Genomic DNA, 24,546 nt, shown 5'->3' with positions numbered 1-24,546 from the left:
TTTAAATATATGAAACCCATCAAAGCAGGCTTGTTAGGCATCGGCACCGTCGGCGCCGGCACCTATCACGTGCTCCAGCGTAACCAGGAAGAAATCCGCCGCCGCGCCGGCCGCGGCATCGAAGTCAGCATGGTTGCCGCGCGCAACATCGAACGCGCGCGCCGCATCGTGGGCGCCGAGGTCGAAGTCGTGGCCGATCCCTTCGCGGTCGTGAACAATCCCGAGATCGACATCGTCGTCGAACTGATCGGCGGCTACGAATTGGCGCGCGAGCTGGTGCTGCAGGCGATCGCCAACGGCAAGCACGTGGTCACCGCCAACAAGGCGCTGCTGGCCCTGCACGGCAATGAAATCTTCGAAGCGGCCCAGGCCAAGGGCGTGATGGTGGCCTTCGAGGCCGCCGTCGCCGGCGGCGTGCCGATCATCAAGGCGCTGCGCGAAGGCCTGTCCGCCAACCGCATCGAGTCGGTGGCCGGCATCATCAACGGCACCACCAACTTCATCCTGTCCGAAATGCGCGACAAGGGCCTGGACTTCGGCACCGTGCTCAAGCAGGCGCAGGAACTGGGCTATGCGGAAGCCGACCCGACCTTCGACATCGAAGGCGTGGACGCCGCCCACAAGCTGACCATCATGGCCGCGATCGCGTTCGGGATCCCGATGCAGTTCGCCAGCAGCCACGTGGAAGGCATCAGCCAGCTGCAGGCGGTCGACATCCGCTACGCCGAACAGCTGGGCTACCGCATCAAGCTGCTGGGCATCACGCGCCGCACCGTGGTCGACGGCGCCGAGGGCATCGAGCTGCGCGTGCACCCGACCCTGATTCCATCGACGCGCCTGATCGCCAACGTCGAAGGCGCGATGAACGCGGTGCTGGTGAAGGCCGACGCGGTTGGCACCACGCTCTACTACGGCAAGGGCGCCGGCGCCGAGCCGACCGCCTCGGCGGTGATTGCCGACCTGGTCGACGTCACCCGCCTGGCCACCGTCGACCCGTACTCGCGCGTGCCGCACCTGGCCTTCCAGCCGGCCGAGCTGGCCGACCTGCCGATCCTGCCGATGGAAGAGATCCGCACCGCCTACTACCTGCGCGTGTACGTGCAGGACCAGCTGGGCGTGATGGCCGAGCTGACCCGCATCCTGGCCGAGGCCGGCATTTCGATCGACGCCGTGCTGCAGAAGGAGCCGGGCGAAAAGGCCCGTACCGACATCGTCATCATCACCCACCAGACCCGCGAAAAATACGTCAACGCGGCGATCGCCAAGATCGAGCAGCTGTCGACGGTGGTGGGGCAGGTGGTGCGCATCCGCCTGGAATCGCTGGGCTGATCTAGCCCGCCAGCCCGTGCCGCCCTGCGCCCGCATCGGGCGGCATGCTCCAGCTGCTCAGGAAGTCGTCGGCGAATTCGTCGACGGCTTCCGGCGGCGCGCCGGCGCGGCCATCGAGCGACGCTGTGGTGAGGACGAGCAGGTCGTGCTCGACCTGGTCGAGCAGCGCCTCGGCGGCGCTGCACCCGTAGAGAATGGAGGCGTGGATAGTCGTGTTCATCCGCGCATTCTAACCGCGCTGCACTGCACAAGAAGGCCGTTCGGCAGGGCGGTTTGTGCTCGCTCAAATCCACAAAGTTTTGCTGCTTCGCATGCTTGGCTAGGCGCAATATGCGTTGCCAAACAGCTCCTGTTTGGCGGCATTTAACGATACCGGACGTCCCGTCCGGCAGTCCCTGCCAGCGATCCGGCGCTCATCCCGGGTCCGCTTGAGAAAGAGCAAGGTCGTCGGCGCCCGCCGGCTTTGCCGCGGCGGGGAACAGCACCCCCACCTTCAGGCCGCGGCCGCCGTCGGCGCGGCCCATGCTCAGCACGGCGCCGTGCAGGTTGGCGATGTCGCGCACGATCGCCAGGCCGAGGCCGGTGCCGCCGGGGTTCGCTTCGAGCGCGACCTGGGAGCGGTAGAAGGGCATGAACACTTTCTCGTATTCCGCCTCGTCGATGCCCGGGCCGCTGTCCTGCACCTGCAGCAGCACGCCGGCCGGCACCCGGCTCACCCGCAGCAGCACGCCGCCGCCGGGCGGGGTGTAGCGGATCGCATTGTCGGTCAGGTTGCTCAGCAGCTCGTGCAGCAACAGCTCCTGGCCGAGCACCGTGGTGTCGCCGTCGTCGGCCTCGAGCGCCAGGTCGATGTTCTTCTGTACCGCCGGCAGGGCCAGCTCCAGCCCCACCTGCTGGGCCAGCGCCCCCAGCGAGACCGGGAAGCCGGCCGCGCTGCCGTTGCCGTGCTCGATGCGCGCCAGCGTCAGCAGGCGGTTGGCGAGGTGGATGGTGGAATCGGTGGTCGCGGCGATCGAGCGCACGATGGCCTGCATCGCGGCCGGATCGTTTTCGCGCAGCGCCAGCTCGGCCTGCGTCTTGAGCACCGTCAGCGGGGTGCGCAGCTGGTGCGAGGCGTCGGCGATGAAGCGGCGCTGGCTGGCGATCAGGCCCTGCATGCGGTTCATGGTGCCGTTCAGCGCCGCGACCAGCGGCCGCACTTCGCGATGCACCATGGCGGCGTCGACGTCCGACAGGTCGGATACCGCGCGCGTCTCGACCACCTGCTTCAGGCGCATCAGCGGCTGCAGCACCAGGCGCACCGCGAACCACACCAGGGTCGCGACCGCCAGCACCAGCAGCGCCTGGCGCAGCAGGGTATTCACGAGGATGCGGCGCGACAGCGCGGTGCGCGCTTCCAGCGTCTCGCCGACCTGGATCAGGGCGATGCCGCGCATCGAATCGTCGTACACCGGCTGCAGCAGGGCGGCGATGCGCACCGGCTCGCCGTTGTAGTCGGCGTGGTAGAAGCGCACCAGGGCCGGATACAGTTCCGAGCGCGGCACGTTCTTCGGCACCGGCGGCAGGTCGTCGTAGCCGGACACGGTTTCGCCATGCAGGCCGCCGACCCGGTAGTAGATGCGGCCCAGGGTGTCGGTCTCGAAGCTGTCCAGCGCCACATAGGGCACGTCGGCCACCACCTTCCCGCCCTGCACCGAGACCCGTTCGGCCAGCGCGCGCGCGGAGGACAGCAGCGAGCGGTCGTAGGCGAGATCGGCCGCCTCGAGCGCGTCGCGGTACAGCGAGACCGCGTTCAGCGCGACCAGCGCCACCAGCGGCACGATCAGCCAGCGCAGCAGCTGGCTGCGCAGGCTGCCGAGCGGCCTGGCCGGCGCCGCGGACGGGGCCGCGCCGGGCAGCCGGCGCAGGAAGGAAGCCAGCCGCGCGACCGTCATCGTCAGGCCGGCTTGTCCGCCACGGCAGGGCGCTCCTGCAGCAGGTAGCCGATCCCGCGCAGGGTGACGATGGCGGCGCCGCCGTCCTCGCGCTTGTCGAGCTTCTTGCGGATGCGGTGGATGTACAGCTCGATGGCGTCGAGGTTGGCGTCGTCGTCGAGCGCGAACACGGCGTCGAACAGCTTTTCCTTGGACAGCGCGCAGCCCGGGCGTGCGATCAGCGTTTCCAGCAGCGCGTGCTCGCGCGGCGTCAGCTGCAGCGGCTCGCCGCAGTAGCTGAACATGCGCGCCACGGTATCGAAGCTGAGCTGCCCGCAGCGGTGCACCAGGGCCTCGTTGCCGACGCTGCGCCGCAGCAGGGCCTTGACCCGCGCTTCCAGTTCGGCCAGTTCGAAGGGCTTGGCCAGGTAGTCATCGGCGCCCAGGTTCAGGCCCTGCACCCTTTCCTCGAGGCCCCCGCGCGCCGTCAGGATCAGCACCGGCGTGCGCGCCCGCGGGCCGCCGCGCGTGCGCAGGCGGCGCAGCACGTCCAGGCCGTCCATCTTCGGCAGGGTCAGGTCCAGGATCACCAGGGCGTAGTCCTGGGTGTGGAGCAGGGCATCGGCATCGGTGCCGGTGGCCGCGCATTCGACGGTGAGCTTGGCGTCGCGCAGGGCCTTGGAGACCCAATGGGACAGTTCGACGTGGTCTTCGACTAACAGGATTCGCATTTTTTTAGTGTAAGCGCAAACGGCCGGCGCCGGATAGTGCCCGTTGTAAGCCGGCGAAAGGCAACTGAAAGCCGACTGAAAGCTGATTGAAAGCTTGGGCCGCATATAGTTGACTTCATAAGCAGTACAAAAGAAGTACAAAAAAGATTTTTCACAACCGGAGACACCATGAAGAAGTCGGCCCTCGCGCTCGCCGTTCTGGCAGCGCTTTCCCTGAACACCGCAGCCCAAGCCCAAACCAACGTCCAGGTCTATGGCCTGATCGACGCCGGCGTCGAACACCTGACCAATGCCGGCCCTAACGGTGCCGACATGACCCGCGTGATTTCGGGCGGCAAGAACACCTCGCGCTGGGGCTTCCGCGGCACCGAGGACCTGGGCGGCGGCCTGAAAGCGGTGTTCAACCTGGAAGGCGGCATTCTGCTGGATACCGGCGCCCAGGACGGCGCCCTGTTCAAGCGCCAGGCCAACGTCGGCCTGGAAGGCGCCTTCGGCCGCGTGGTGATCGGCCGTTCCTTCACCACGACCTATGACCTGGTGATCAAGGTCGACCCGATGGGCTTCGCGCCCAACTACTCCTGGGCCACCAGCGGCAACGCCAGCGGCCCGTCGAAGTACGGCATGACGACCGCCTTCGACAACCTGATCAAGTACACCGGCCACACCGGCGGCTTCACCTACGGCGCCACCATCGGCCTGGGCGAGCAGACCAACAGCCAGGCGGACGGCCGCAAATACGCGGTCGGCGGTTCCTGGACCGGCGGCGGCCTGCTGGTGATGGCATCCTACGAGCAGATCAACGGCAACACCGTGGCCGCCACCGGCAACCGCGACGAAACCACCGCCTTCCACGTCGGCGCGGACTACAAGGTCGGTCCGTGGCGCCTCGACGCCGCCATGCGCGGCTACAAGCTGGAGTCGGGCAAGGCCGCGACCCCGGACGTGCGCGGCGACACCTACTGGGCTGGCGTCAGCTATACCATCAATCCGTGGACCCTGACCGGCGCGGTCTACCACGTCAACACCAAGAACCTGCCGAGCGAGAAGGACGCCGACCCGACCATGTTCGTGGCGCGCGCGCTGTACGCCCTGTCCAAGCGCACCGACCTGTACATGGTCGCCGCCCACGCCAAGGCCGACCACGGCCAGCTGGTCGGCCTGTCGCGCGACGACGCCGGCTTCGGTTCGACCCAGAACGGCTTCACCGCCGGCATCCAGCACCGCTTCTAACAAGCGCCGCGACCCGGGCACGCCGGTATCATGCTAGCCATGCAAGCACTCCGCACCCTGCGCGCCGCCGCCTTTGCCAGCTTGCTGGCATCGGCGGCCATCCCGGCAATTGGCGCCGCCGCCGAATGCGTGGTGCCGTCCAAACCGGGCGGCGCCATGGACCTGACCTGCAAGCTGGCCCGCAAGGCGCTGGAGGCCAGGCCCGATGCGCCACGCATGAAGCTGAGCTACCTGCCGGGCGGGATCGGTGCGGTTGCATGGCACACCATGGAATCGCAGCGTCGCGCCGAGCCGGACACCCTGGTCGCCTTCTCGAGCGGTTCGCTGCTCAACCTGGCCCAGGGCAAGTTTGGCAAGGCCAGCGCCGACGACGTGCGCTGGGTTGCCGCCGTCGGCGCCGACTACGGCATGATCGCGGTGCGCGCCGACTCGCCTTACCACAGCCTCGGCGACCTGGTCGGGGCCCTGCGGCGCGATCCGCAGAAGGTCCTGATCGGCATGTCCGGCACCATCGGCAGCCAGGACTGGATCAAGATGGCGCTGCTGGCGCGCCTGGCGGGCGTCGATCCGAAGCAGCTGCGTTTCGTCGCCCTCGAAGGCGGCGGCGAAGAGTTCACCGCGATGCAGGCCAACTACGTCCAGGTGGTCTCCGGCGACACCTCGGAAGCCACGCTGTACGCCGTCGCCGGCAAGGTGCGCGTGCTGGCGGTGCTGGCCGAACACCGCCTGCCGGGCGTGCTGTCGCAAGTCCCGACCGCGCGCGAGCAGGGCTACGACGTGGTGTGGCCGGTGATCCGCGGCGTGTGGGTGGGCCCGGGCGTATCCGACGCCGACTACAAGCGCTGGGTCGAGGCCTTCGACCGCCTCGAAGCGTCGCCTGGCTTCGCCCAGATGCGCGTCGAGGCCGGGCTCTATCCGTTCTCGCTCACCGGCGACGCGCTGACCCGCTATATCAAACAGGCCGTGGCCGACTACAACCGGCAGGCCAGGCAGTTCAACCTGGTCCGCTGACCATACGACAAAGACCGATAAACAAGGAGACGACATGCATTTCACGAAAACCCTCATCGCCGCCGCAGCCGCCATGCTGGCCGCCCCGCTGGCCCTGGCCCAGGTGCCGGCCGGCTATCCCGCCAACTACCAGCAACTGGTCGACGGCGCCAAGAAGGAAGCCAAGCTGGTGATCTACGGCGCCACCGACAGCAAGGCCGCGGCGCCGCTGATCAAGGACTTCAATGCCCTCTACCCGGGCATCAGCGTCGAGTACAACGACATGAACTCGACCGAAGTGTACAACCGCTTCATCTCCGAATCCGCGGCCGGCGGCGACACCGCCGACGTGCTGTGGTCCTCGGCCATGGACCTGCAGATGAAGCTGGCCGCCGGCGGCTACGCGATGCCCTATAAATCGGTCGAAGCCTCGAAGATCCCGGGCTGGGCCGTGTGGAAAGACACCGCCTACGGCACCACCTTCGAGCCGGCCGCCTTCGTCTACAACAAGCGCCTGGTGACGGAAGCCGAAGTCCCGCATACCCACGCCGAATTCGCAAGCCTCATCAGCAAGCCGAAGTTCCAGGACAAGGTCACCACCTACGACATCGAGAAATCCGGCGTCGGCTTCATGTTCATGACCCAGGACGAGAAAGACTTCCCGCAGTTCAAGCAGCTGGAACAGGCTTTCGGCGCCGCCAGGGTGCGCGTCCAGTCCTCGACCGGCACCATGCTGGAGCGGATCTCCTCGGGCGAAAACCTGATCGGCTATAACGTGCTGGGTTCCTACGCCCTGGTGCGCGCCAAGACCGACCCGTCGCTGGGCGTGGTGCTGCCGAAGGACTACACGCTGATCATTTCGCGCGTCCACTTCATCAACAAGTCGGCCAAGCACCCGAACGCCGCCAAGCTGTGGACCGACTACCTGCTGTCGCACCGCGGCCAGACCGTCGTCGCCAACGGCGCCAAGCTGTACGCGATCCGCGCCGACGTCACCGGCGAAACCACTTCGAGCGACCTGATCAAGATGGTCGGCGAGAAGAACATCAAGCCGCTGCCGGTCAGCCCGGCCGTCGCCGAGTACCTGGATCCGGCGATCCGCATGGCCTTCCTGAAGGAGTGGAAAGCCACCGCCGGCAAGAAGTAAGCATTACCCAGCATCCGGGCGGGCCGGTTCACGGCCTGCCCGCCCGCCTGCCGAACCGTTTTACGCCGTTTGATCGGATCTCCCATGTCTACCTTTTCCCTGCCAGGCGCCCGCGAGAAATCCGCCGCCGCGCTTGACGCCGCGGCCGCGCGCAAGCGGCGCCTGAACTGGCCCCGCGCCATCGTCGTCCTGCTCACCTGCGTGGCGATCTTCCTGCCGCTGTTCCTGGTGTTCTACCAGAGCTTCCTGACGGCGCCTTTCTTCATGCCCGACAAACAGCTCGGGCTGGACGCTTTCCGCTTCATCTTCGACGACGCCGACTTCTGGCTGGCGTTCAAGAACGGCATGATCCTCGCCGCCGGCCTGGCCGCGATCGCCGTCCCGCTGGGCGGCATGCTGGCCTTCCTGATGGTGCGCACCGACCTGCCGGGCCGCAGCTGGATCGCGCCGATTCTGCTGGTGCCGATCTTCGTCTCGCCGATGGTGATGGGCTTCGGCTACGTGGTGTCGATGGGCCCGGTGGGCTTCTACACCACCTGGGTGCACCAGCTGCTCGGCGTCACGCCGTGGAACGTGTACTCCTTCACCAGCATCGTCGTGATCGCCGGCCTGACCCACGTGCCGCACGTCTACCTGTACGCCTCCTCGGCGCTGAAGAGCCTGGGTTCGGACGTCGAAGAAGCTGCGCGCGTCTCCGGCGCCTCGCCGTGGCAGGTGATGTTCAACGTCTCGCTGCCGATGATCATGCCGGCGCTGGCCTATGCGGGCGTGCTGGTGTTCTTCCTCGGCTTCGAGGTGTTCGGCCTGGTGCTGGTGCTGGGCGACCCGGAAGGCCACCTGGTGCTGGCGACCTACCTGTACAAACTGACGAATAAGCTGGGCACGCCGTCCTACCACCTGATGGCGGCCGTGGCCGTGTGCCTGGTGGCGGTGACCATGCCGCTGGTGATGCTGCAGCGCTGGCTGCTGAAGTCGGCCAACAAATACGTGTCGATCAAGGGCAAGGGCGCGCGCCAGAAGCCGCTCCCGCTGGGCAAGTGGAAGTGGCTGGCGATGGGCGTGCTGCTCGCCTGGGTCCTGGTGACCGTGGTGCTGCCGCTGTCCGGCATCGTGCTGCGCTCCTTCGTCGAGTACTGGGGCGAGGGCGTGAAGCTGGGCGACGTGCTGACCCTGCAGCATTTCCGCGACATCTGGGAACAGCCTTCGCTGGTGCGCGGCATCGTCAACACCATCCTGATCGGCGTGATCGGCGGCGGCGTGGCCGTGCTGTGCTACACCGCGATCGCGCTGGCCATGCACCGCAAGCAGGACGGCGTGACCCGCCTGCTCGACTACAGCGTGCTGGTGCCGCGCGCCGTGCCGGGCCTGCTGGCCGGCCTGTCCTTCCTGTGGGTGTTCCTGTTCGTGCCGAGCTGGCTGGACGGCTTCCTGCACAATTTCGACAACGACCTTGCGCGCTGGCTGTCGGCGCACTTCATCCCGGCGCTGCGCCAGGTCCGCTCGACCATCTTCGCGCTGTGGCTGGCCTATTCAGTGGTGTGGCTGGCCTACGGCATGCGCCTGGTCTCGACCTCGCTGCTGCAGGTCGGTCCGGAACTGGAAGAGGCGGCCCGCGCGGTCGGCGCCAGCCGTGGCCGCGTGACCCGCGACGTCACCATCCCACTGATCAAGTTCGGCATGCTGGGCGCCTGGCTGATGGTGTTCCTGATCTTCGAACGCGAATACTCGACCGGCGTGTACCTGCTGTCGCCGGGCACCGAGGTGATCGGCGCGATGCTGGTGTCGCTGTGGGCCGGCGGCTCGACCGACCTGGTGGCGGCGCTGTCCTTCATCAATATCACGCTCGTGGCCATCGGCCTGGGCATCGCGCTGCGCTTCGGCGTCAAGCTGCATAACTAAATCATTGCGAGACCTCACCATGAACGTTTTGACCGTCAACGACCTGCACCTCGACTACGGCAGCGGCGCTACCGCCAACCCGATCCTGAAAGGCGTGTCGATGCACCTGCAGCGCGGCGAGGTGGTGGCGCTGCTGGGCCCTTCGGGCAGCGGCAAGACCACGCTGCTGCGCGCCGTCGCCGGCCTGGAAAGCCCGAAAGCCGGCACCATCGACATCGGCGAGCGCCGCGTGTTCGACGGCGCCAGGAAGATGGAACTGCCGGCCGAGGCGCGCAACCTGGGCCTGGTGTTCCAGTCGTATGCGCTGTGGCCGCACAAGACCGTGTTCGACAACGTCGCCTACGGCCTCAAGCTGCGCAAGCTGTCCGCCAGCGATACCAAGGAGAAGGTGAACGAGGTGCTGTCCCAGCTCGGCCTGGGCCACCTGGGCGAGCGCTTCCCGCACCAGCTCTCCGGCGGCCAGCAGCAGCGCGTGGCGATCGCCCGCGCGCTGGTCTACAACCCGCCCGTGATCCTGCTCGACGAACCGCTGTCGAACCTGGACGCCAAGCTGCGCGAGGAAGCGCGCGCCTTCCTGCGCGAACTGATCGTGCGCCTGGGCCTGTCCGCCCTGATGGTGACCCACGACCAGGCCGAAGCGATGGCGATCTCGGATCGCATCCTGCTGCTGAATAACGGCAAGATCGAACAGCAGGGCACCCCGCAGTCGATGTACGAATCGCCGGACACCCTGTTCACCGCCGAGTTCATGGGCAGTAACAACCGCCTGCCGGCGCGCGTGGTCGGCCGCAACGGCGGCACGACCCGGCTGCAGGTCGAGGGCATGGCGCTGAACGCGACCACGCGCGGCGCCGGCGACAGCGCCGCGGGCGCAGCCGAACCTGCCGCCCTGATCCGCGTCGAGGAAGTGCGCATCGGCCGCCAGCAGGTGGAGAACGGCATCCAGATGCCGCTGTCGACCTGCATGTACCTCGGCGACCGCTGGGAATGCCTGTTCAAGCAGGGCGAGGCCAGCGTGCGCGCCTATTCGAAGCACCGCATCGATCCGGGCCAGTACTGGCTGGAGATGCCGGCCGAGAAGCTGTGGGTGTTCTAAAAGGAGCGCTGCGCACCTTCCTGCCGGCGTTGGCCCTGGCGTTTGCCGCGGCCGAGGCCTGCATCGCGCTCGACACGCCGCTGCCGTGGATGATCGGGCCGCTGTTCTCGACCGCGCTGGCCTGCATGCTGGGCGCGCGCCTGGGCGCGCCGGTGCAGGCGCGCGAGGCCGGCCAGTGGGCCATCGGCACCGCGCTCGGGCTGTATTTCAGCGCACCCGTGCTGGCCGCGCTGGCGCGCAACCTGCCCTGGATCGCGCTGGCGGTGGCCTTTGCCGTCTGCCTCGGCATGGCGGCCGCCGCCATGCTGCGCCGCCTGTCCGGCAGCGACGAAGCGACCGCCTTCTTCGCGATGGCGGTCGGCGGCGCCTCCGAGATGGCGGTGCAGGGCGAGCGCCACGGCGCGGTGGTCGAGCACGTGGCCGCCGCCCACAGTCTGCGCATCATGATGGTGGTCGCCACGATTCCGTTCGCGGTGCGCTGGTGGAGCAGCCACGGCTGGGGCGCCGGCATCGATCCTTTCGTGCCGCTGGCCGCCACCGTGCGCCCGGGCGGCCTGCTGGTCCTGATCGCATTGACCTCCATCGCCGCGCTGCTGTTCAAGCGCCTGCAACTGCCGAACGCCTGGGTGATCGGCCCGCTGCTGGTGGCGCTGATGCTGACCGCGGCCGGCATCGAACTCTCGCGCCTGCCGGAGTGGATGATCCGCACTGGCCAGCTGTTCATCGGCGTCTCGCTCGGCACCCGCTTCACCCCGCGCTTCGTGCACACCGCGCCGCGCTACCTGGCCAGCGTGGCCGCCTGCACGGTCGTGACGATGATGCTGGCCGCCGCCTTCGCCCTGTGCCTGGCCCAGATCACCGACCTGCATCCGGGCACCATGCTGCTGGCGACCTCGCCCGGCGGCATCGCCGAGATGTCGCTGACGGCGCGCGTGCTGCACCTCGGCGTGCCGGTGGTGACGGCCTTCCATGTGTCGCGCATGGTGGTCGTGGTGCTCGCGATCGGTCCGCTGTACCGCGCCTGGGCCAGGCTGCGCTGAACGCGGTCCGGCCAGGTAGGCAAGTGCGGGCTTGTGCGATAACATGGCCCGCATGAGCGATACCAATCTCACAAGCCATGCCAGCCATAGCAGCCAGTTCGCCCTGCTGGCGCAGCGCCGCTTCGGCCCCTTCTTCTGGACCCAGTTCCTCGGCGCCTTCAACGACAACCTGTTCAAGACCGCGCTGATGGTGGTGATCACCTACGACGCGCTGTCCTGGACCACGCTGCCGCCGGCGCTCCTCAACAACCTGATCCCCGGCCTGTTCATCCTGCCCTATGTCGTGTTCTCGGCGACCGCCGGCCAGATCGCCGACAAGGTCGAGAAGGGCAGGCTGGCGCGCTGGGTCAAGCTGCTCGAGATCGGCATCATGGGCGTGGCGGCGCTGGGCTGGATGACGCACACGCTGTGGCTGCTGATCGCTGCGGTGGCCGGCATGGGCGTGCACTCGACCCTGTTCGGCCCGGTGAAGTACGCCTACCTCCCGCAGCACCTGCGTCCGGACGAACTGGTCGGCGGCAATGGCGTGATCGAGATGGGCACTTTCGTCGGCATCCTGCTGGGCGAGGTGGTGGGCGCGGTGCTGGCCGGCCATGGCGCCGCGGGCGTCCACCTGGTGGCCGGCGGGACGCTGCTGGTTGCGGTGCTGGGCCTGGTCACGAGCTGGCGCATCCCGCACTCGCCGGCGCCCGAGCCCGGTCTCGTCATCAGCCGCAACCCGGTCGCCGAATCGCTGCGCAACCTGGCGTTCTCGCGCAAGAACCGCACGGTGTTCCTGTCCATGCTCGGCAATTCCTGGTTCTGGTTCTACGGCGCGCTGGTGCTGTCGCAGTTTCCGCTGTACGCCAAGGATTACCTGCACGGCGACCACAGCGTGTTCGTGCTGCTGCTGACGATTTTCTCGCTCGGCATCGGCGCCGGTTCGCTGCTGTGCGAAAAGCTGTCGGGCCGGAAGGTCGAGATCGGCCTGGTGCCCTTCGGCGCGATCGGCCTGTCGCTGTTCGGCATCGACCTGTACTTCGCCAGCCAGGGCTACACGAATACCGCGCCGGTCGACTTCATCGGCCTGCTGCGGCAGGCGGGCACCGCGCGCATCCTGGCCGACCTGCTGCTGCTGGGCGTGTTCGGCGGCTTCTTCATCGTGCCGCTGTTCGCCCTGATCCAGACTCGCTGCGACCCGGCCCACGTATCGCGCACCATCGCCGGCATGAACATCCTGAATGCGCTGTTCATGGTGGCGGCGGCCGGTGTGGCCGTGTTCCTGATCGGGCAGGGCTTCACGATTCCCGAGATGTTCCTGACCACGGCGCTGCTGAACGCGCTGGTCGCCATCTACATCTTCTCGCTGGTGCCGGAATTCCTGATGCGCTTCCTGGCCTGGCTGCTGATCCATACCATCCACCGCGTCTCGACCATGGGTACCGACCGCATTCCGGAAGAGGGCGCGGCGGTCCTGGTCTGCAACCATGTGTCCTACGTCGACGCGATCGTGATCATGGCCGCCAGCCCGCGCCCGATCCGCTTCGTGATGGACCACCGCATCTTCAGGACGCCGCTGCTGGGCTTCATCTTCCGCACCGCCAAGGCGATCCCGATCGCGCCGGCGGCGGAAGACCCGTGGCTGATGGAAAAGGCCTTCGTCGACATCGCCCACGCCCTGCACGACGGCGACCTGGTCTGCATCTTCCCGGAAGGCAGGCTGACCCGCACCGGCGACATGAACGAGTTCCGCGGCGGCATCGCCAAGATCACCGAGCGCAGCAAGGTGCCGGTGATCCCGATGGCCCTGCGCGGCCTGTGGGGCAGCGTGTTCTCGCGCGACCCGTCGAACGTGTTCGAGCGCTCCTTCTCGCGCGGCTGGCGCTCGCGCCTGGCGCTGGTGGTGGGCCGGCCGGTGCCGCCGCAGGAGGTGACGCCGGAAGGCTTGTACGAGCAGGTGCTGGCGCTGCGGGGAGACTGGAAATAGATTCTTCGTGACAAAAAACTTATCATCCTGCCCGGCTCTGATATAATTGCAGGCTGAGTCGGGGCGTAGCGCAGCCTGGTAGCGTACCTGCATGGGGTGCAGGGGGTCGGAGGTTCGAATCCTCTCGCCCCGACCAATGAATTCAAAGCAAGCCAAAAAGGGCCAGCGAAAGCTGGCCCTTTTTGTTTTTGGTCGTCCAGCGCAAGCTTTATTTGCTCCGTCCAACGCAAGCCATTTTCGCAAGCGCCGCTCCAGGTGCTTATTTGCAGCCCGAGACTTGCTTCAAGCAATCCGCATCTATTGTATTTACGGACTTTTCGCCTTTTCAGTAATAGACGCTGTCTATTTGACCCGGCACAGATCGGGTCCTATCCTTAATTTCACCGAGCTTGTCCGTTGCTTGGCATCGAGGCATGCTCTCTTTGCCGGGGCATCCCGGTTGCCGTCCCTCCTATTCATCGTGCTGAACAAATCAGGCCAAGCAATTCGCACCATGTGCGATTGAAAAAGCACTGGGTGTCCCGAAGACCACCCATCACGGCCTTTACACCAAGTCTCAGACCGGCATGGCGCTTGCAACCATTCTTTTGGCTCGACTGGATCGAGCAAAGGCCATGGGCTGCGATGCGATCGAACCGGATAATGTCGACGGTTATGACACAACGGCGCATAGCAATAGCGGTTTTCCGCTAACGTATGAGGATCAAATCTACTTTAACCTCTGGGTGGCTGAGCAAACCCATGCCAGAGGGATGCTGGTCGCGCTTAAAAACGACATTAACCAGGCACACGACGCTCGCATCTATAACACTTTCGACTTCGTCGTGAGCGAGCAGTGCTTCCAGTACAACGAGTGTGGATATTTCTCCAATTTCCTGACGCTCAATAAACCGGTGTTCGAGGCGGAATACAAACTCGATTTGAGCAAGTTCTGCCCTAAAGCCAAGGCAAGCCGGATCAGCGCCATCAAAAAGCGCAATTCCCTGAATACGACCCGGTCCGACTGCAGCGCATATTATTGATACGCATCCTCCGCGTGAGCGCCTCGCCGTGCGAGGCGTCCGACAGCGCGACTGACGGTGGGGAAAGCTGGGGTGTTGCTCAGCGATCCACCACCTGCTTCGGCACCAGCACCAGCAAGCAGGCGCCCACCAGCAAAACCCCCGAGGTCAGCATCAGTCCCGCTCCCTGCGTGCCGGTCAGGTCGTTCAGCCAGCCGACCAGCGAGGGCGAGAAGAAGCCGGCCAGGTTGGCGATGCAGTTGATGGTGGCGATGCCCGCCGCGGCCGTCATGCCGCCCAGGAAGGCGGTCGGCAGGGTCCAGAACTGCGAGGTGCAGCCGATGGCGCCCGCAGCCGCGGTGCTGAGCAGGACCAGGGCGACGCCGACGCCGCTGGTGAAGGGCAGCGCGAACAGCGAGGCGGCCGCCACCAGCATCGGCACGCCGCAGTGCAGGCGCCGGGCGCGGGTGCGGTCGGAACTGCGGCCGATCAGCGGCAGGCAGGCCAGCGCCACTGCATACGGGATCGCCGCCAGCAGCCCGACCATGCCGGTGCCGCTCACACCGGCGTTCCTGACCAGGGCCGGCAGCCAGAAGGTGATGCCGTACTGGCCCATCACGATGCAGAAGTAGATCGCGGTCAGCAGCCACAGGCGGCGGTCGGCCAGGAAGGCGGCGGCCGTATGGTGAGCAAGCTTGCCGCTGTCCTCGCTGGCGATATTGCGCTGCAGGATGGTCTTCTCTTCGGGGCTCAGCCATCTGGCCGCCTCGATGCTGTCGTCCAGGTAGACAGGATGGCCAGGCCGAGCAGCAGCGAGGGCAGCGCCTCCAGCGCGAACAGCCATTGCCATCCCTGCAGGCCGTGCGCGCCCGAGAAGGTCTCGAGGATCCAGCCCGACAGCGGCGCGCCGACGATGCTGGCCAGCGGGATCGCCATGAAGAACAGGGCCATCACCTTGGCGCGGCGCGCTTGCGGGAACCAGTAGGTGATGTAGAGGATGACGCCGGGTGCGAAGCCGGCTTCGGCCACGCCGAGCAGGAAGCGCATGACGTAGAACAGCGTCGGCGAACCGACCACGCTGAAGCTGGCGGAGATGATGGCCCAGGTGATCATGATGCGGGCCAGCCAGCGGCGTGCGCCGAAGCGGTGCAGGATCAGGTTGCTGGGCACTTCGAACAGGAAGTAGCCGATGAAGAAGATGCCGGCGCCGAGGCCGTAGACGGTGTCGCTCCAGTGCAGGTCGCTGAGCATCTGCAGCTTGGCGAAGCCGACGTTGACGCGGTCGAGGTAGGCCGCCAGGTAGCACAGCATGAGGAAGGGGACCAGCCGGCGCGTGACCTTGGCATAGGCTCGCGTTTCGAGGTCGGCGGCGCCGGCCGGGGTGGCCGTGGCGCCTGCCGCCGCGGGGGTGACCGAAGGTGATTTCATCATTGTCTCCAAATCGTTCTGTTTTTTTGCGCGGCGCACGAAGGTCTTGCTGCCTTCTTGCCGCGCGCTCGAACTGCGGCTCAGCGCAGCCAGGACTTGATGCTGGCCGCCATTGCCTCCACCGAGATGCCGTAACGGTCGTGCAGCGTCGGCAGCGCGCCGGCGTGGAGGAAGGCGTCGGGCAGGGCGACCTGGCGGAAGGCGGGCGCCACGCCGGCCCGCAGCAGGGTGCCCGCGACCGCTTCGCCCAGGCCGCCGACCACCGAGTGGTTCTCGGCCACCACCACCAGCCGGCCGCTGCGCCGCGCTTCGCGGACGATCGCTTCCTCGTCCAGCGGCTTGATGGTCGGCGTGTGCAGCACGGCCACGCCCACCTTGTCTGCCTTCAGCGCCTCCGCCACTTCCAGCGCGCGCATCGTCATGATGCCGCTCGAAACCACCAGCACGTCGCGGCCGTCGCGCAGCAGCTTGGCCTTGCCGAGCTCGAATTTGTAATCATACTCGTCCAGCACCAGCGGGACTTTCCCGCGCAGCAGGCGCATGTAGACCGGGCCCTGGTGCGCCGCAATGGCCGCCACCGCCTGCTCGGTGTCGAGCGCGTCGCACGGGTCGACGATGGTCAGGCCCGGCACGCCGCGGAAGATGGCGATGTCTTCGGTGGCCTGGTGGCTGGGGCCGTAGCCGGTGGTCAGGCCCGGCAGGGCGCAGGCGATCTTGACGTTCAGGTGTTCTTCGGCGATCACCTGGTGGATGAAGTCGTAGGCCCGGCGCGAGGCGAACACGGCATAGGTGGTGACGAAGGGTGTGAAGCCTTCCTTGGCCATGCCGCCGGCGGCGCCCATCAGCAGCTGCTCGGCCATGCCCATCTGGAAGAAGCGTTCCGGGTAGGCCTGGGCGAACAGGTGCAGGTCAGTGTATTTCGCCAGGTCGGCGCTCATGCCGACGATGTCAGGGCGCCGGGCAGCGAGTTCCACCAGGGCATTGCCGAACGGTGCACTCCTGGTGCGCTGGCCCTCGGCGGCGATCGAGGCGATCATCGCCGAGGTGGTCAGGCGCGGTTTATTCGTGATCGGGGCGTTCATTGCATGTCTCCTGCCTGGTTTTTGTCGAGGATGGCGATGGCCTGCTGCCATTCGTCGGCTTCGACGCGGATGAAATGGTTCTTGTCGCGCTGTTCGAGGAAGGGCACGCCGCTGCCCATCAGGGTGTCGCACAGGATCACGCGCGGCCGGGGCTGCGGGTGGCTGCGCGCGGTATCGAACGCGTGCAGGACGGCGCCGATGTCGTTGCCCTTCACGCGCTGGACGAGCCAGCCGAAGGCTTCCCACTTGTCGGCCAGCGGCTCGAAGCCGAGGATCTTGCCGGACGGCCCATCGGCCTGCTGGTTGTTGATGTCGACCAGGCAGATCAGGTTGCCGAGGCCGAAGTGGGCGGCCGACATCGCGGCTTCCCAGGTCGAACCTTCGTCGAGTTCGCCGTCCGACATGGAGTTGTAGACGAAGGCCGGGTTGTTCTTCCGGCGCAGGCCCAGCGCCATGCCGACCGCGATCGAGAGGCCCTGGCCCAGCGAGCCGCCGGACATTTCCATGCCGGGCGTGTAGGTGGCCATGCCGGACATCGGCAGGCGGCTGTCGTCGCTGCCGTAGGTTTCCAGCTCCGATTCGGGCAGGATGCCGGCTTCGAGGAGGGCGGCGTACAGCGCGATCGCATAATGGCCGTGCGACAGCAGGAAGCGGTCGCGGCCTTCCCATTCGGGCTCATCCGGCCGATAATTCAGCGCGTGCCGGTAGGCGACGGCCAGGATGTCGGCCATGCCGAGGGCCTGCCCGACGTAGCCCTGGCCCTGGACCTCCCCCATGCGCAGTGCGTAGCGGCGGATCCGGTAGGCCGCGCTCTTCAGCCCGGCGAGGGAGTGCTGTTGCTCCTGTTGGTGTTCCATGTGTGTCTCCAGTACGTTGTTCGAATCGATTCCAGTGTATGAAGTGACACATGAACCGTATAGCGAGTAATTCTTGGTGATAGATGAAACCAGTTCAGCGATACCGCGCCCTGCGCAAGGCTTCACTCAAGGGATTGCAGGCCTTCGAGGCCGCTTGCATGCACCGTTCGTTTGCCGCCGCGGCCCAGGAGCTCTCGATCACGGCCTCGGCCGTCAGCCACGCGATCCAGACGCTCGAGGAAGCGCTCGGCACGCTCCTGTTCGAGCGCGCGCGGCGCGGCGTGGTGCCGACCGAGGAGGGCGCCCGGCTGTATGAGGTGATCCGCCGTTCCTTCGGCGACATCGACGACGAATTGCGCACCATCCTCGACCGCGGCCGCCATCAGCAGGTGGTGACGATCCAGAGCGCGCCCAGCTTCGCCGCGATCTGGATCATGCCGAGACTGCCCGCCTTCCTGCGCGCCCATCCCGACCTCGACGTGCGGCTGTGGGCGGTGCACCAGGCGCCGGATTTTTCGAACAGCGGCGTCGACGTCGCGGTCACGTATGGCCGCCCCGCGGCCTCGGCCGGCGTGCACGTCGAGCCGATCTCGCGCCGCGAACGGTTTCTGCCGGTGTGCAGCCCGACGCTGGTCGACGGCTGGACCCTGCCGCTGCCGCCCGGCGACATCGAGAATTTCTACCTGATCCAGAACGACGTCTCGCTGACCTCATGGGACGAATGGATCGCACGCTTTGTGCCAGGCTGCGGCCACCCGGTCCGCGGCCTGCGCCTGGACCGGGCCTTCATGACGCTCGGCGCGGCGGAAAACGGACTCGGGATGTGCATCGAGAGTACCGTGCTGGTGCACGAATACCTGCAGCAGGGGAGGCTGGTCTGCCCGTTCGGCGAGCTTGCGATCGACGCCACCGCGCATCACCTGGCGGTGCCGAAGAGCAGGGAAGGGCTCCAGGCCGTGAAGACGGTCCTGGAGTGGATGCGGGGATTTGCGGACTTCGACGCTGACGGTAGCGGGCTCAGTGAATGAGCATCCCGCCATTCACATCCAGCGTGATGCCGGTGCAGTAGGCGGACAGTTCGCTGGCGAGGAACACGACCGCGCCGCCAATGTCGCTGGCCCGGCCCAGGCGCGCCAGCGGAATATCCGAGGCGATCTCGCCCTTGCGTTCTTCCGTCAGCTTGCCCTTGATGATGTCGGTGGCGATCAGCCCCGGCGTGATCGCATTCACGCGGATGCCGTCCGGGCCGAATTCGCGCGCCATGGCCCGGGTCAGGCCGAGCACGCCGGCCTTGGCGGCCGAGTAGTGCGGTCCGCCCAGGATGCCGCCGCCGCGCTGCGCCGACACCGACGAGGTGCAGATGATGCTGCCCCCCTTCTGGGCCTGCATGGCGGGCAGGACGGCCTGCGACATCAGCAGCGTGCCGCGCAGGCTGACGTCGAGCACGGCGTCATAGTCTGCTTCCGAGATGTCGACGGTCTTGCGCGCCTGGGTGATGCCGGCGTTGTTGAACAGGATGTCGATGCGGCCGTAGCGCTCCAGCACCGCGCGGGCGGCCGATTCGCATTGTTCCTTGCTGGTGACGTCGGCGACCAGGCCCAGGTGGTCCGGCCCGAGCTCAGCCGCGGCGCCGGCAGGCTTGCTCGCCGCCAGGTCGAGGATCACGACGCGGGCCCCGTGCGCCGCCAGCATGCGCGCCGTTGCAAAACCCAGGCCGTTGACGCCGGCGCCGCCCGTGACGATGGCCACTCGTTCTTTCAGTAACATGGATGTCTCCTTGATATTCGATGGTGACGCCATGTTCCCGGATTGCGGGCGCGCCGCCAAACGAGGAAAACTCAAGGGACGGCGAATTCAATTCATGCTTGCCGCCTGCCGAGGCCGACGATCAGCATGGCGGCCAGCATGCTGAACGCCGCGCCGGCATGGAAGGTGGCCGCGGCGCCGTGGCCTTCCCACAGCAGGCCGGCAAGGGGGCTCGCCAGCAGCATGGCGATGCCGGACACCAGGTTGAAAAAGCCGAACGCCGTCCCTTTTAGTTCGGGCGGCGCGGTATTCGCGACCATCACGGCCAGCAGGCCCTCGGTCATGCCCATGTGCAGCCCCCACAGGCTGACCCCGAGCAGCACCACCGGCCAGCCATTGCCTTGCGCAAGCACCAGGTCGGCCAGCACCAGAAAACCCAGTCCGATGACGAGCAGGCGCGGGTGGCTGATGGCGTCGGCCAGCTTTCCGAACGGGTAGGCGGACAGGGTATAGACCAGGTTCATCGCGACCATCACCAGCGGCACCAGGGCCGGCCGCATGCCGCCCTCCATGGCGCGCAAGACCAGGAAGGCTTCGCTGAAGCGCGCCAGGGCGAACACGGCGCCGATCGCGACCACCCACCAATAGTCGGCCGACAGCTTGCGCAGGCTCTCCCTGCGGATCGGATTGATGCCCCTGGATGCGGACGCATGTCTGGGTTCCTTCACGCCCAGCGCCAGCAGCAGCACGGCACATGCGCCCGGTATCACGGCGATCCAGAAAATCCGCCGATAGTCGTTCGCCCACAGGAACATCAGGGCGACGGCGATCAGGGGGCCGGTGAAGGCGCCGAGGGTGTCCAGCGACTGCCGCAGGCCGAACGCGGCGCCGCGGCTTTCGGGCGGCGCGATATCGGCGACCAGCGCATCGCGCGGCGCGCCGCGGATGCCTTTGCCGATGCGATCGACGAAGCGCGCCGCCAGGACCAGGTTCGCCGAGGTGGCGATGGCGAAGAAGGGCTTGCTCGCCGCGCCGAGTGCGTAGCCGGCGACGGCCAGCCATTTGCGCTTGCCCAGGTAGTCGCTGAGTCCGCCCGAGAACACCTTGACGATCGGCGCGGCCGCCTCGGCAATGCCTTCGATGAGCCCGACCGCCGCGACGCTGGCGCCCAGCCCCGACACCAGGAACATCGGCAGCAGGCTGTGGACGATTTCGGAAGAGATATCCATCAGCATGCTGACGAAGCCGAGCACCCAGATCGGGCGTGGAATCTTGCGCAGTGTGGAAAACCGTCGATCTGGCATCCGGCCTCGCTCCCGGTTTTGAGGTAGGGAATCAATTGTCCCGGATTTCGGCCAGCCATGACGCCTGTTTTCGAACGGACATCGATCGATGACCAGCCGGATGCCCGGCCTGGCGCACCCGCGGCGGCCCGACCGCTAGAAAGGCGGCGCTTCCTCCGGCGCCGCCGGCGGCGCGTCGAGGTCGATCTCGACCGTCGGCAAGGCGTCGAGGTCTGCGCCCTCCGCCAGGGCCTGGGCCTGGAAGGCCGCATGCGCCCGCAGGGCATGCGCCTGCTTCGACACCAGCATCACCGGCAGGGCAGGGAAGTGCGGCTGCAGGCGCGCCAGCAGCGCGTCGCCCATGCCGGGCACGACCCAGGCCGGCGGCGGGAAGGCCACCGCCACCCGCACCCCCTTCAATACCGTCACCGCGACCCGGATCTTCATGGTATCGGATGCGCGCTCAGATCCGGTCGCTTTCCTTGCGCACCACGCGCCCGATCAGCAGGCATTCCGCGCCCTTGCACAGCTTGCGATGGTACTTGCGCTGGTCCGGATTGTCCGAGGTCAGCCACCACTGGCCGGCGTCGCGCGCGAGGCGCTTGACCACCGCTTCCCCCTCGTAGTTGAAGGCGTAGACGGCGCCGTCGACCGGCCGGGTGTCGAGGGTATTGACGACCACGATGTCGTCCTCGTACAGCGAGGGCTCCATGCTTTCCCCCTTGACCAGGATGGCGATCAGGTGCTCGGGCCGCAGCTGGTGGCGCTCGATCCAGGAGCGGCGCAGGCCGAGGGTGCCGCCGTCGCGCCGCTCCGGCTCGGTCTGGTAGCCGGTGATGCCGGCCGACAGGCGCAGTTTCACCATCTGGATCTCGACGAAGTCGGCATCGTCGTTGGCGGCGGCGCGTACCGGCAGCGCATTCCTGATGCCGTGCAGCGGCGCCTGCTGCGGGTCGCCGTCGCCGGTCATCAGCCAGATGTGGGAAAAGCCCAGCGCGCGCTCGATGTTCAGCGCATAGCGGATATCCATCGACTTGATCTTCCCGGTCAGCCACTGGTTGACCACGCTCTTCGAGGCGCCGGAGGCTTTCACGAGGCCGGTCTGGCCGCGTTCGCCTTCCAGCTGGGGCAGGTCGCGGTAGATGCGATCGAGGCGTTCTGAGAGTGTATTCATGTTTAGCATCCTAAACTCGATTGGTTTAGTATTCTTGACGTTTATCAGTTTAGAGTTCTATACTTTAATCGAAATACTAAACCTTCGGAAGCCGAAGATCAACCATCGGAGACCCCGCCATGCACGCGTTCATATTCTTCAAGCTCGCCGCCGTCCCGTTTGCCGCCGGCCTGGCGGCGACCGGCCTCGGCTTCCTGTTCCTGTGGCCGAAGTCGGGACGCGAGGCGGCCGCGCGCTTCGCCTGCACGCTGCTGGGCTGCGCGGTGGCGGGGCCATGCCTGGCGATCGCCGCCTACTGCTGGTGGCCGGCCCTGTTCGCGTCGGGCGGGCAGTTCGCGGTGCTGGCCGGCGGGCCGGCCGAACTCGGCGTGCTGCTGGCGGCCACCCCCTTCGTGGTGCTGGCCGGGCTGCCGGCCTGGTGGGTCGTCGGTGCGCTGCTGCTGTGGTTCGAGCGGCGCCGCAGCAAGGACATCGCCGAGATCGCCCACGATGCCGCCGAGGCAGTGCGCCAGGTGCGCGAAACGCTGTGAGTCACGGGCCGGGTTTGATTAAGGTCAAAGCAAGGACTATTCTGAAGAACAACGTATGAATGACGCGGCACGGCAGCCGCCAGGAGAACGCGCGTGGACAGCAAGGCCGACAACAAGGCCGAGGACCAACCCGACCACAAAGCCGATGATAAAAACGGGGCGATCCGGCCCTTCCTGTGGTACTGGATGTTCGGGCTGCTGCTGTTCATGCTGTCGCAGTCCCTGTTCGAGCTGATGACGAGCTCGCCGCTTGCCTACAGCGAGTTCAAGCAGCTGCTGCGCGCCGGCCAGGTGAAGGAAGTCACGGTGTCGGACACGACGGTCTCCGGCACCCTCAAGGACAGCGGCCTCGACGCCGTGCTGCCGAAGGCGCGCGCGGCGTCGATCAAGTGCGGCGCCGATGGCAGCTGCCCCTTCACCACGGTGCGCGTGACCGACCCCGACCTGGCCAAGGAGCTCGAGGCGGCCAAGGTGCGCTATGCCGGACAGGCGCACAGCGAATTGCTGTCGAGCCTGCTGTCCTGGGTGCTGCCCATCCTGCTGCTGTTCTGGTTGTGGAGCAGCATGCTCAAGCGCGGCGGCATGACGGCCGGCCTGTTTGACATCGGCAAGAGCCGCGCCCGCGTCCATATGCAGAGCAAGACCGGGGTCAGCTTCGGCGACGTGGCCGGCGCCGACGAGGCCAGGGAAGAGCTGATGGAAGTCGTCGAATTCCTGAAGCACCCGCAGCGCTACCACCGCCTCGGCGGACGCATCCCGAAAGGCGTGCTGATCGTCGGCGCGCCCGGCACCGGCAAGACCCTGCTGGCCAAGGCCGTGGCCGGCGAGGCCGGGGTGCCGTTCTTCTCGATCAGCGGTTCGGAGTTCGTCGAGATGTTCGTCGGCGTCGGCGCGGCGCGCGTGCGCGACCTGTTCGTGCAGGCCCAGAAGGTGGCGCCCTGCATCATCTTCATCGACGAGCTGGACGCGCTGGGCCGGGCGCGCGGCATCGCCGGCGCCATCGGCGGCTACAACGAGCAGGAGCAGACCCTGAACCAGCTGCTGGTCGAGATGGATGGCTTCGACACCGGCAAGGGCGTGATCATCCTGGCCGCCACCAACCGTCCCGAGATCCTCGACCCGGCCCTGCTGCGCCCGGGGCGCTTCGACCGCCACGTCGCCCTCGACCGCCCCGACCTGCGCGGACGCCAGCAGATTCTGCAGGTGCATGCGCGGACGGTGACGCTCGCCGGCGACGTCGACCTGGCCCGCATCGCCGCGCGCACGCCGGGGCTGTCCGGCGCCGACCTTGCCAACCTGGTCAACGAGGCGGCGCTGCTGGCGGCGCGGCGCGGCAAGGACCGGGTCGAGCGCGTCGACTTCGACGAGGCGATCGACCGCGTCATTGCCGGCATGGAAAAGCGCTCGCGCCTGATCAATCCGCTCGAGAAGGAGACGGTCGCCTGGCACGAGGCCGGGCATGCGCTGGTGGCCGAGTTCCGCCAGCACGCCGACCGCGTGGCCAAGATCTCGATCATCCCGCGCGGCATTGCCGCCCTCGGCTATACCCAGCAGCTGCCGCTCGAAGACCGCTACCTGCTCAAGAAAAGCGAATTGCTGGACCGGATCGACGTCTACCTCGGCGGCCGGGTAGCCGAGGAGCTGGCCTTCGGCGACGTCTCCACCGGCGCCCAGAACGACCTGCAGATGGCGACCGAGCTGGCGCGCCACATGGTGACGCAGTACGGCATGAGCGAGCGGCTGGGCCTGGCGGCCTTCGAGCAGGCGCCCAACAGCACGCTGTACGCGATGCCGCCCGGCCAGCGCCGCGAGTACAGCGAGCGCACCGCGCGCATGATCGACGCCGATATCGCGCGCCTGCTGGACGAGGCCCATGAGCGCGTGCGCGCGACCCTGCGCGAGCGGCGCCGCCTGCTCGATGCGCTGGCGCATGCGCTGCTGGAAAAAGAAACCGTCGACCGCGAGGCGCTCGACCTGCTGCTGCGCAAGGAACAGGCCGTTTCTAGCTCTCAGGAAGTGGTCATCAAGTAAGCATTTCCGGCTTTCATCACATTCATTCGCTCTTCTCGATATGGCGCAAGAGTCCTCATCGACCCTGTCTTGT

The 24,546-nt window shown here is 66.9% G+C and carries 21 protein-coding genes, 1 tRNA gene and 1 pseudogene; 13 read left to right on the top strand and 10 right to left on the bottom strand.

Annotated features, from left to right (window positions below):
* Positions 1 to 9: 9 nt before the first annotated feature.
* The gene (locus AM586_RS08320) at positions 10 to 1,329 is read left to right on the top strand and encodes a homoserine dehydrogenase (protein WP_047823914.1); all 1,320 of its coding nucleotides are present in this window, start codon (positions 10 to 12) and stop codon (positions 1,327 to 1,329) included.
* 1 nt (position 1,330) lies between these two features.
* On the opposite strand, the gene AM586_RS08315 is transcribed toward AM586_RS08320, so the two are convergent.
* From AM586_RS08315 to AM586_RS08305, 3 genes are all read right to left on the bottom strand, one after another.
* Positions 1,331 to 1,549 carry a hypothetical protein gene (locus AM586_RS08315; RefSeq protein ID WP_047823915.1) on the bottom strand — a complete coding sequence of 73 codons (219 nt, stop codon included), beginning with the start codon at positions 1,547 to 1,549 and terminating at the stop codon, positions 1,331 to 1,333.
* Between the two features lie 193 nt (positions 1,550 to 1,742).
* Positions 1,743 to 3,263, bottom strand: coding sequence for a sensor histidine kinase (locus AM586_RS08310; protein WP_047823918.1), 1,521 nt, complete (start codon positions 3,261 to 3,263; stop codon positions 1,743 to 1,745).
* 2 nt (positions 3,264 to 3,265) lie between these two features.
* Positions 3,266 to 3,973, bottom strand: a complete 708-nt coding sequence (locus AM586_RS08305; protein WP_047823919.1) for a response regulator — start codon at positions 3,971 to 3,973, stop codon at positions 3,266 to 3,268.
* Positions 3,974 to 4,141: 168 nt separating this feature from the next.
* Here AM586_RS08305 and AM586_RS08300 point away from each other — a divergent pair, with 168 nt between their 5' ends.
* The 9 genes from AM586_RS08300 to AM586_RS08260 all read left to right on the top strand — a co-directional run bounded on the left by AM586_RS08300 (position 4,142) and on the right by AM586_RS08260 (position 14,363).
* Positions 4,142 to 5,203 (top strand): porin, encoded by a 1,062-nt coding sequence (locus tag AM586_RS08300; protein WP_047823921.1) that lies wholly within the window; start codon positions 4,142 to 4,144, stop codon positions 5,201 to 5,203.
* 39 nt (positions 5,204 to 5,242) lie between these two features.
* Positions 5,243 to 6,214, top strand: a complete 972-nt coding sequence (locus AM586_RS08295; protein WP_047823922.1) for a tripartite tricarboxylate transporter substrate binding protein — start codon at positions 5,243 to 5,245, stop codon at positions 6,212 to 6,214.
* Positions 6,215 to 6,248: 34 nt separating this feature from the next.
* Positions 6,249 to 7,340 carry an ABC transporter substrate-binding protein gene (locus tag AM586_RS08290; protein ID WP_047823924.1) on the top strand — a complete coding sequence of 364 codons (1,092 nt, stop codon included), beginning with the start codon at positions 6,249 to 6,251 and terminating at the stop codon, positions 7,338 to 7,340.
* An 84-nt stretch (positions 7,341 to 7,424) separates the two neighbouring features.
* Positions 7,425 to 9,239, top strand: a complete 1,815-nt coding sequence (locus AM586_RS08285) for an iron ABC transporter permease (RefSeq protein ID WP_047823926.1) — start codon at positions 7,425 to 7,427, stop codon at positions 9,237 to 9,239.
* A gap of 19 nt (positions 9,240 to 9,258) precedes the next feature.
* The gene (locus AM586_RS08280; protein WP_047823928.1) at positions 9,259 to 10,335 is read left to right on the top strand and encodes an ABC transporter ATP-binding protein; all 1,077 of its coding nucleotides are present in this window, start codon (positions 9,259 to 9,261) and stop codon (positions 10,333 to 10,335) included.
* On the top strand, positions 10,323 to 11,375 hold the full coding sequence (locus tag AM586_RS08275) for an AbrB family transcriptional regulator (RefSeq protein ID WP_047823930.1): 1,053 nt from the start codon (positions 10,323 to 10,325) through the stop codon (positions 11,373 to 11,375). The genes AM586_RS08280 and AM586_RS08275 overlap by 13 nt, the downstream gene beginning before the upstream one ends.
* 52 nt (positions 11,376 to 11,427) lie before the next feature.
* The gene (locus AM586_RS08270; RefSeq protein ID WP_047824654.1) at positions 11,428 to 13,341 is read left to right on the top strand and encodes an MFS transporter; all 1,914 of its coding nucleotides are present in this window, start codon (positions 11,428 to 11,430) and stop codon (positions 13,339 to 13,341) included.
* Positions 13,342 to 13,400: 59 nt separating this feature from the next.
* Positions 13,401 to 13,477, top strand: a tRNA-Pro gene (locus tag AM586_RS08265).
* Between the two features lie 430 nt (positions 13,478 to 13,907).
* Entirely contained in the window at positions 13,908 to 14,363 is a 456-nt protein-coding gene (locus AM586_RS08260) for an endo alpha-1,4 polygalactosaminidase (protein ID WP_082439709.1), read from the top strand.
* A 79-nt stretch (positions 14,364 to 14,442) separates the two neighbouring features.
* Here the strand turns inward: AM586_RS08260 and AM586_RS08255 are convergent.
* From AM586_RS08255 to AM586_RS08245, 3 genes and pseudogenes are all read right to left on the bottom strand, one after another.
* Positions 14,443 to 15,770: pseudogene (locus tag AM586_RS08255) on the bottom strand (MFS transporter).
* An 80-nt stretch (positions 15,771 to 15,850) separates the two neighbouring features.
* Positions 15,851 to 16,852 carry a transketolase family protein gene (locus tag AM586_RS08250; RefSeq protein ID WP_047823932.1) on the bottom strand — a complete coding sequence of 334 codons (1,002 nt, stop codon included), beginning with the start codon at positions 16,850 to 16,852 and terminating at the stop codon, positions 15,851 to 15,853.
* Complete coding sequence (locus tag AM586_RS08245) at positions 16,849 to 17,709, bottom strand: transketolase (RefSeq protein WP_047823934.1); 861 nt, start codon at positions 17,707 to 17,709, stop codon at positions 16,849 to 16,851. Before AM586_RS08245 ends, AM586_RS08250 begins: the two co-directional genes overlap by 4 nt.
* A gap of 83 nt (positions 17,710 to 17,792) precedes the next feature.
* Here AM586_RS08245 and AM586_RS08240 point away from each other — a divergent pair, with 83 nt between their 5' ends.
* On the top strand, positions 17,793 to 18,737 hold the full coding sequence (locus AM586_RS08240) for a LysR substrate-binding domain-containing protein (RefSeq protein WP_047823935.1): 945 nt from the start codon (positions 17,793 to 17,795) through the stop codon (positions 18,735 to 18,737).
* On the opposite strand, the gene AM586_RS08235 is transcribed toward AM586_RS08240, so the two are convergent.
* From AM586_RS08235 to AM586_RS08220, 4 genes are all read right to left on the bottom strand, one after another.
* Positions 18,727 to 19,476, bottom strand: coding sequence for an SDR family NAD(P)-dependent oxidoreductase (locus tag AM586_RS08235; protein ID WP_047823937.1), 750 nt, complete (start codon positions 19,474 to 19,476; stop codon positions 18,727 to 18,729). The genes AM586_RS08240 and AM586_RS08235 overlap by 11 nt on opposite strands.
* 92 nt (positions 19,477 to 19,568) lie before the next feature.
* On the bottom strand, positions 19,569 to 20,759 hold the full coding sequence (locus AM586_RS08230) for an MFS transporter (RefSeq protein ID WP_047823939.1): 1,191 nt from the start codon (positions 20,757 to 20,759) through the stop codon (positions 19,569 to 19,571).
* A gap of 135 nt (positions 20,760 to 20,894) precedes the next feature.
* Positions 20,895 to 21,185, bottom strand: a complete 291-nt coding sequence (locus AM586_RS08225) for a hypothetical protein (RefSeq protein ID WP_047823941.1) — start codon at positions 21,183 to 21,185, stop codon at positions 20,895 to 20,897.
* 16 nt (positions 21,186 to 21,201) lie between these two features.
* Positions 21,202 to 21,912, bottom strand: a complete 711-nt coding sequence (locus AM586_RS08220) for a S24 family peptidase (RefSeq protein WP_052233402.1) — start codon at positions 21,910 to 21,912, stop codon at positions 21,202 to 21,204.
* Between the two features lie 119 nt (positions 21,913 to 22,031).
* Between AM586_RS08220 and AM586_RS08215 the strand changes: the two genes are divergently transcribed.
* Positions 22,032 to 22,442 carry a hypothetical protein gene (locus tag AM586_RS08215; protein ID WP_047823943.1) on the top strand — a complete coding sequence of 137 codons (411 nt, stop codon included), beginning with the start codon at positions 22,032 to 22,034 and terminating at the stop codon, positions 22,440 to 22,442.
* Between the two features lie 186 nt (positions 22,443 to 22,628).
* Complete coding sequence (gene ftsH / locus AM586_RS08210) at positions 22,629 to 24,473, top strand: ATP-dependent zinc metalloprotease FtsH (RefSeq protein ID WP_047824660.1); 1,845 nt, start codon at positions 22,629 to 22,631, stop codon at positions 24,471 to 24,473.
* The last annotated feature ends 73 nt before the right edge of the window (positions 24,474 to 24,546 follow it).

Origin of the sequence: Massilia sp. WG5 (assembly GCF_001412595.2) — a bacterium.
Classification (GTDB): domain Bacteria; phylum Pseudomonadota; class Gammaproteobacteria; order Burkholderiales; family Burkholderiaceae_D; genus Telluria.
Note: the sequence above shows the minus strand (reverse complement) of the source record. Positions and strands in the feature narration are given on the sequence as shown.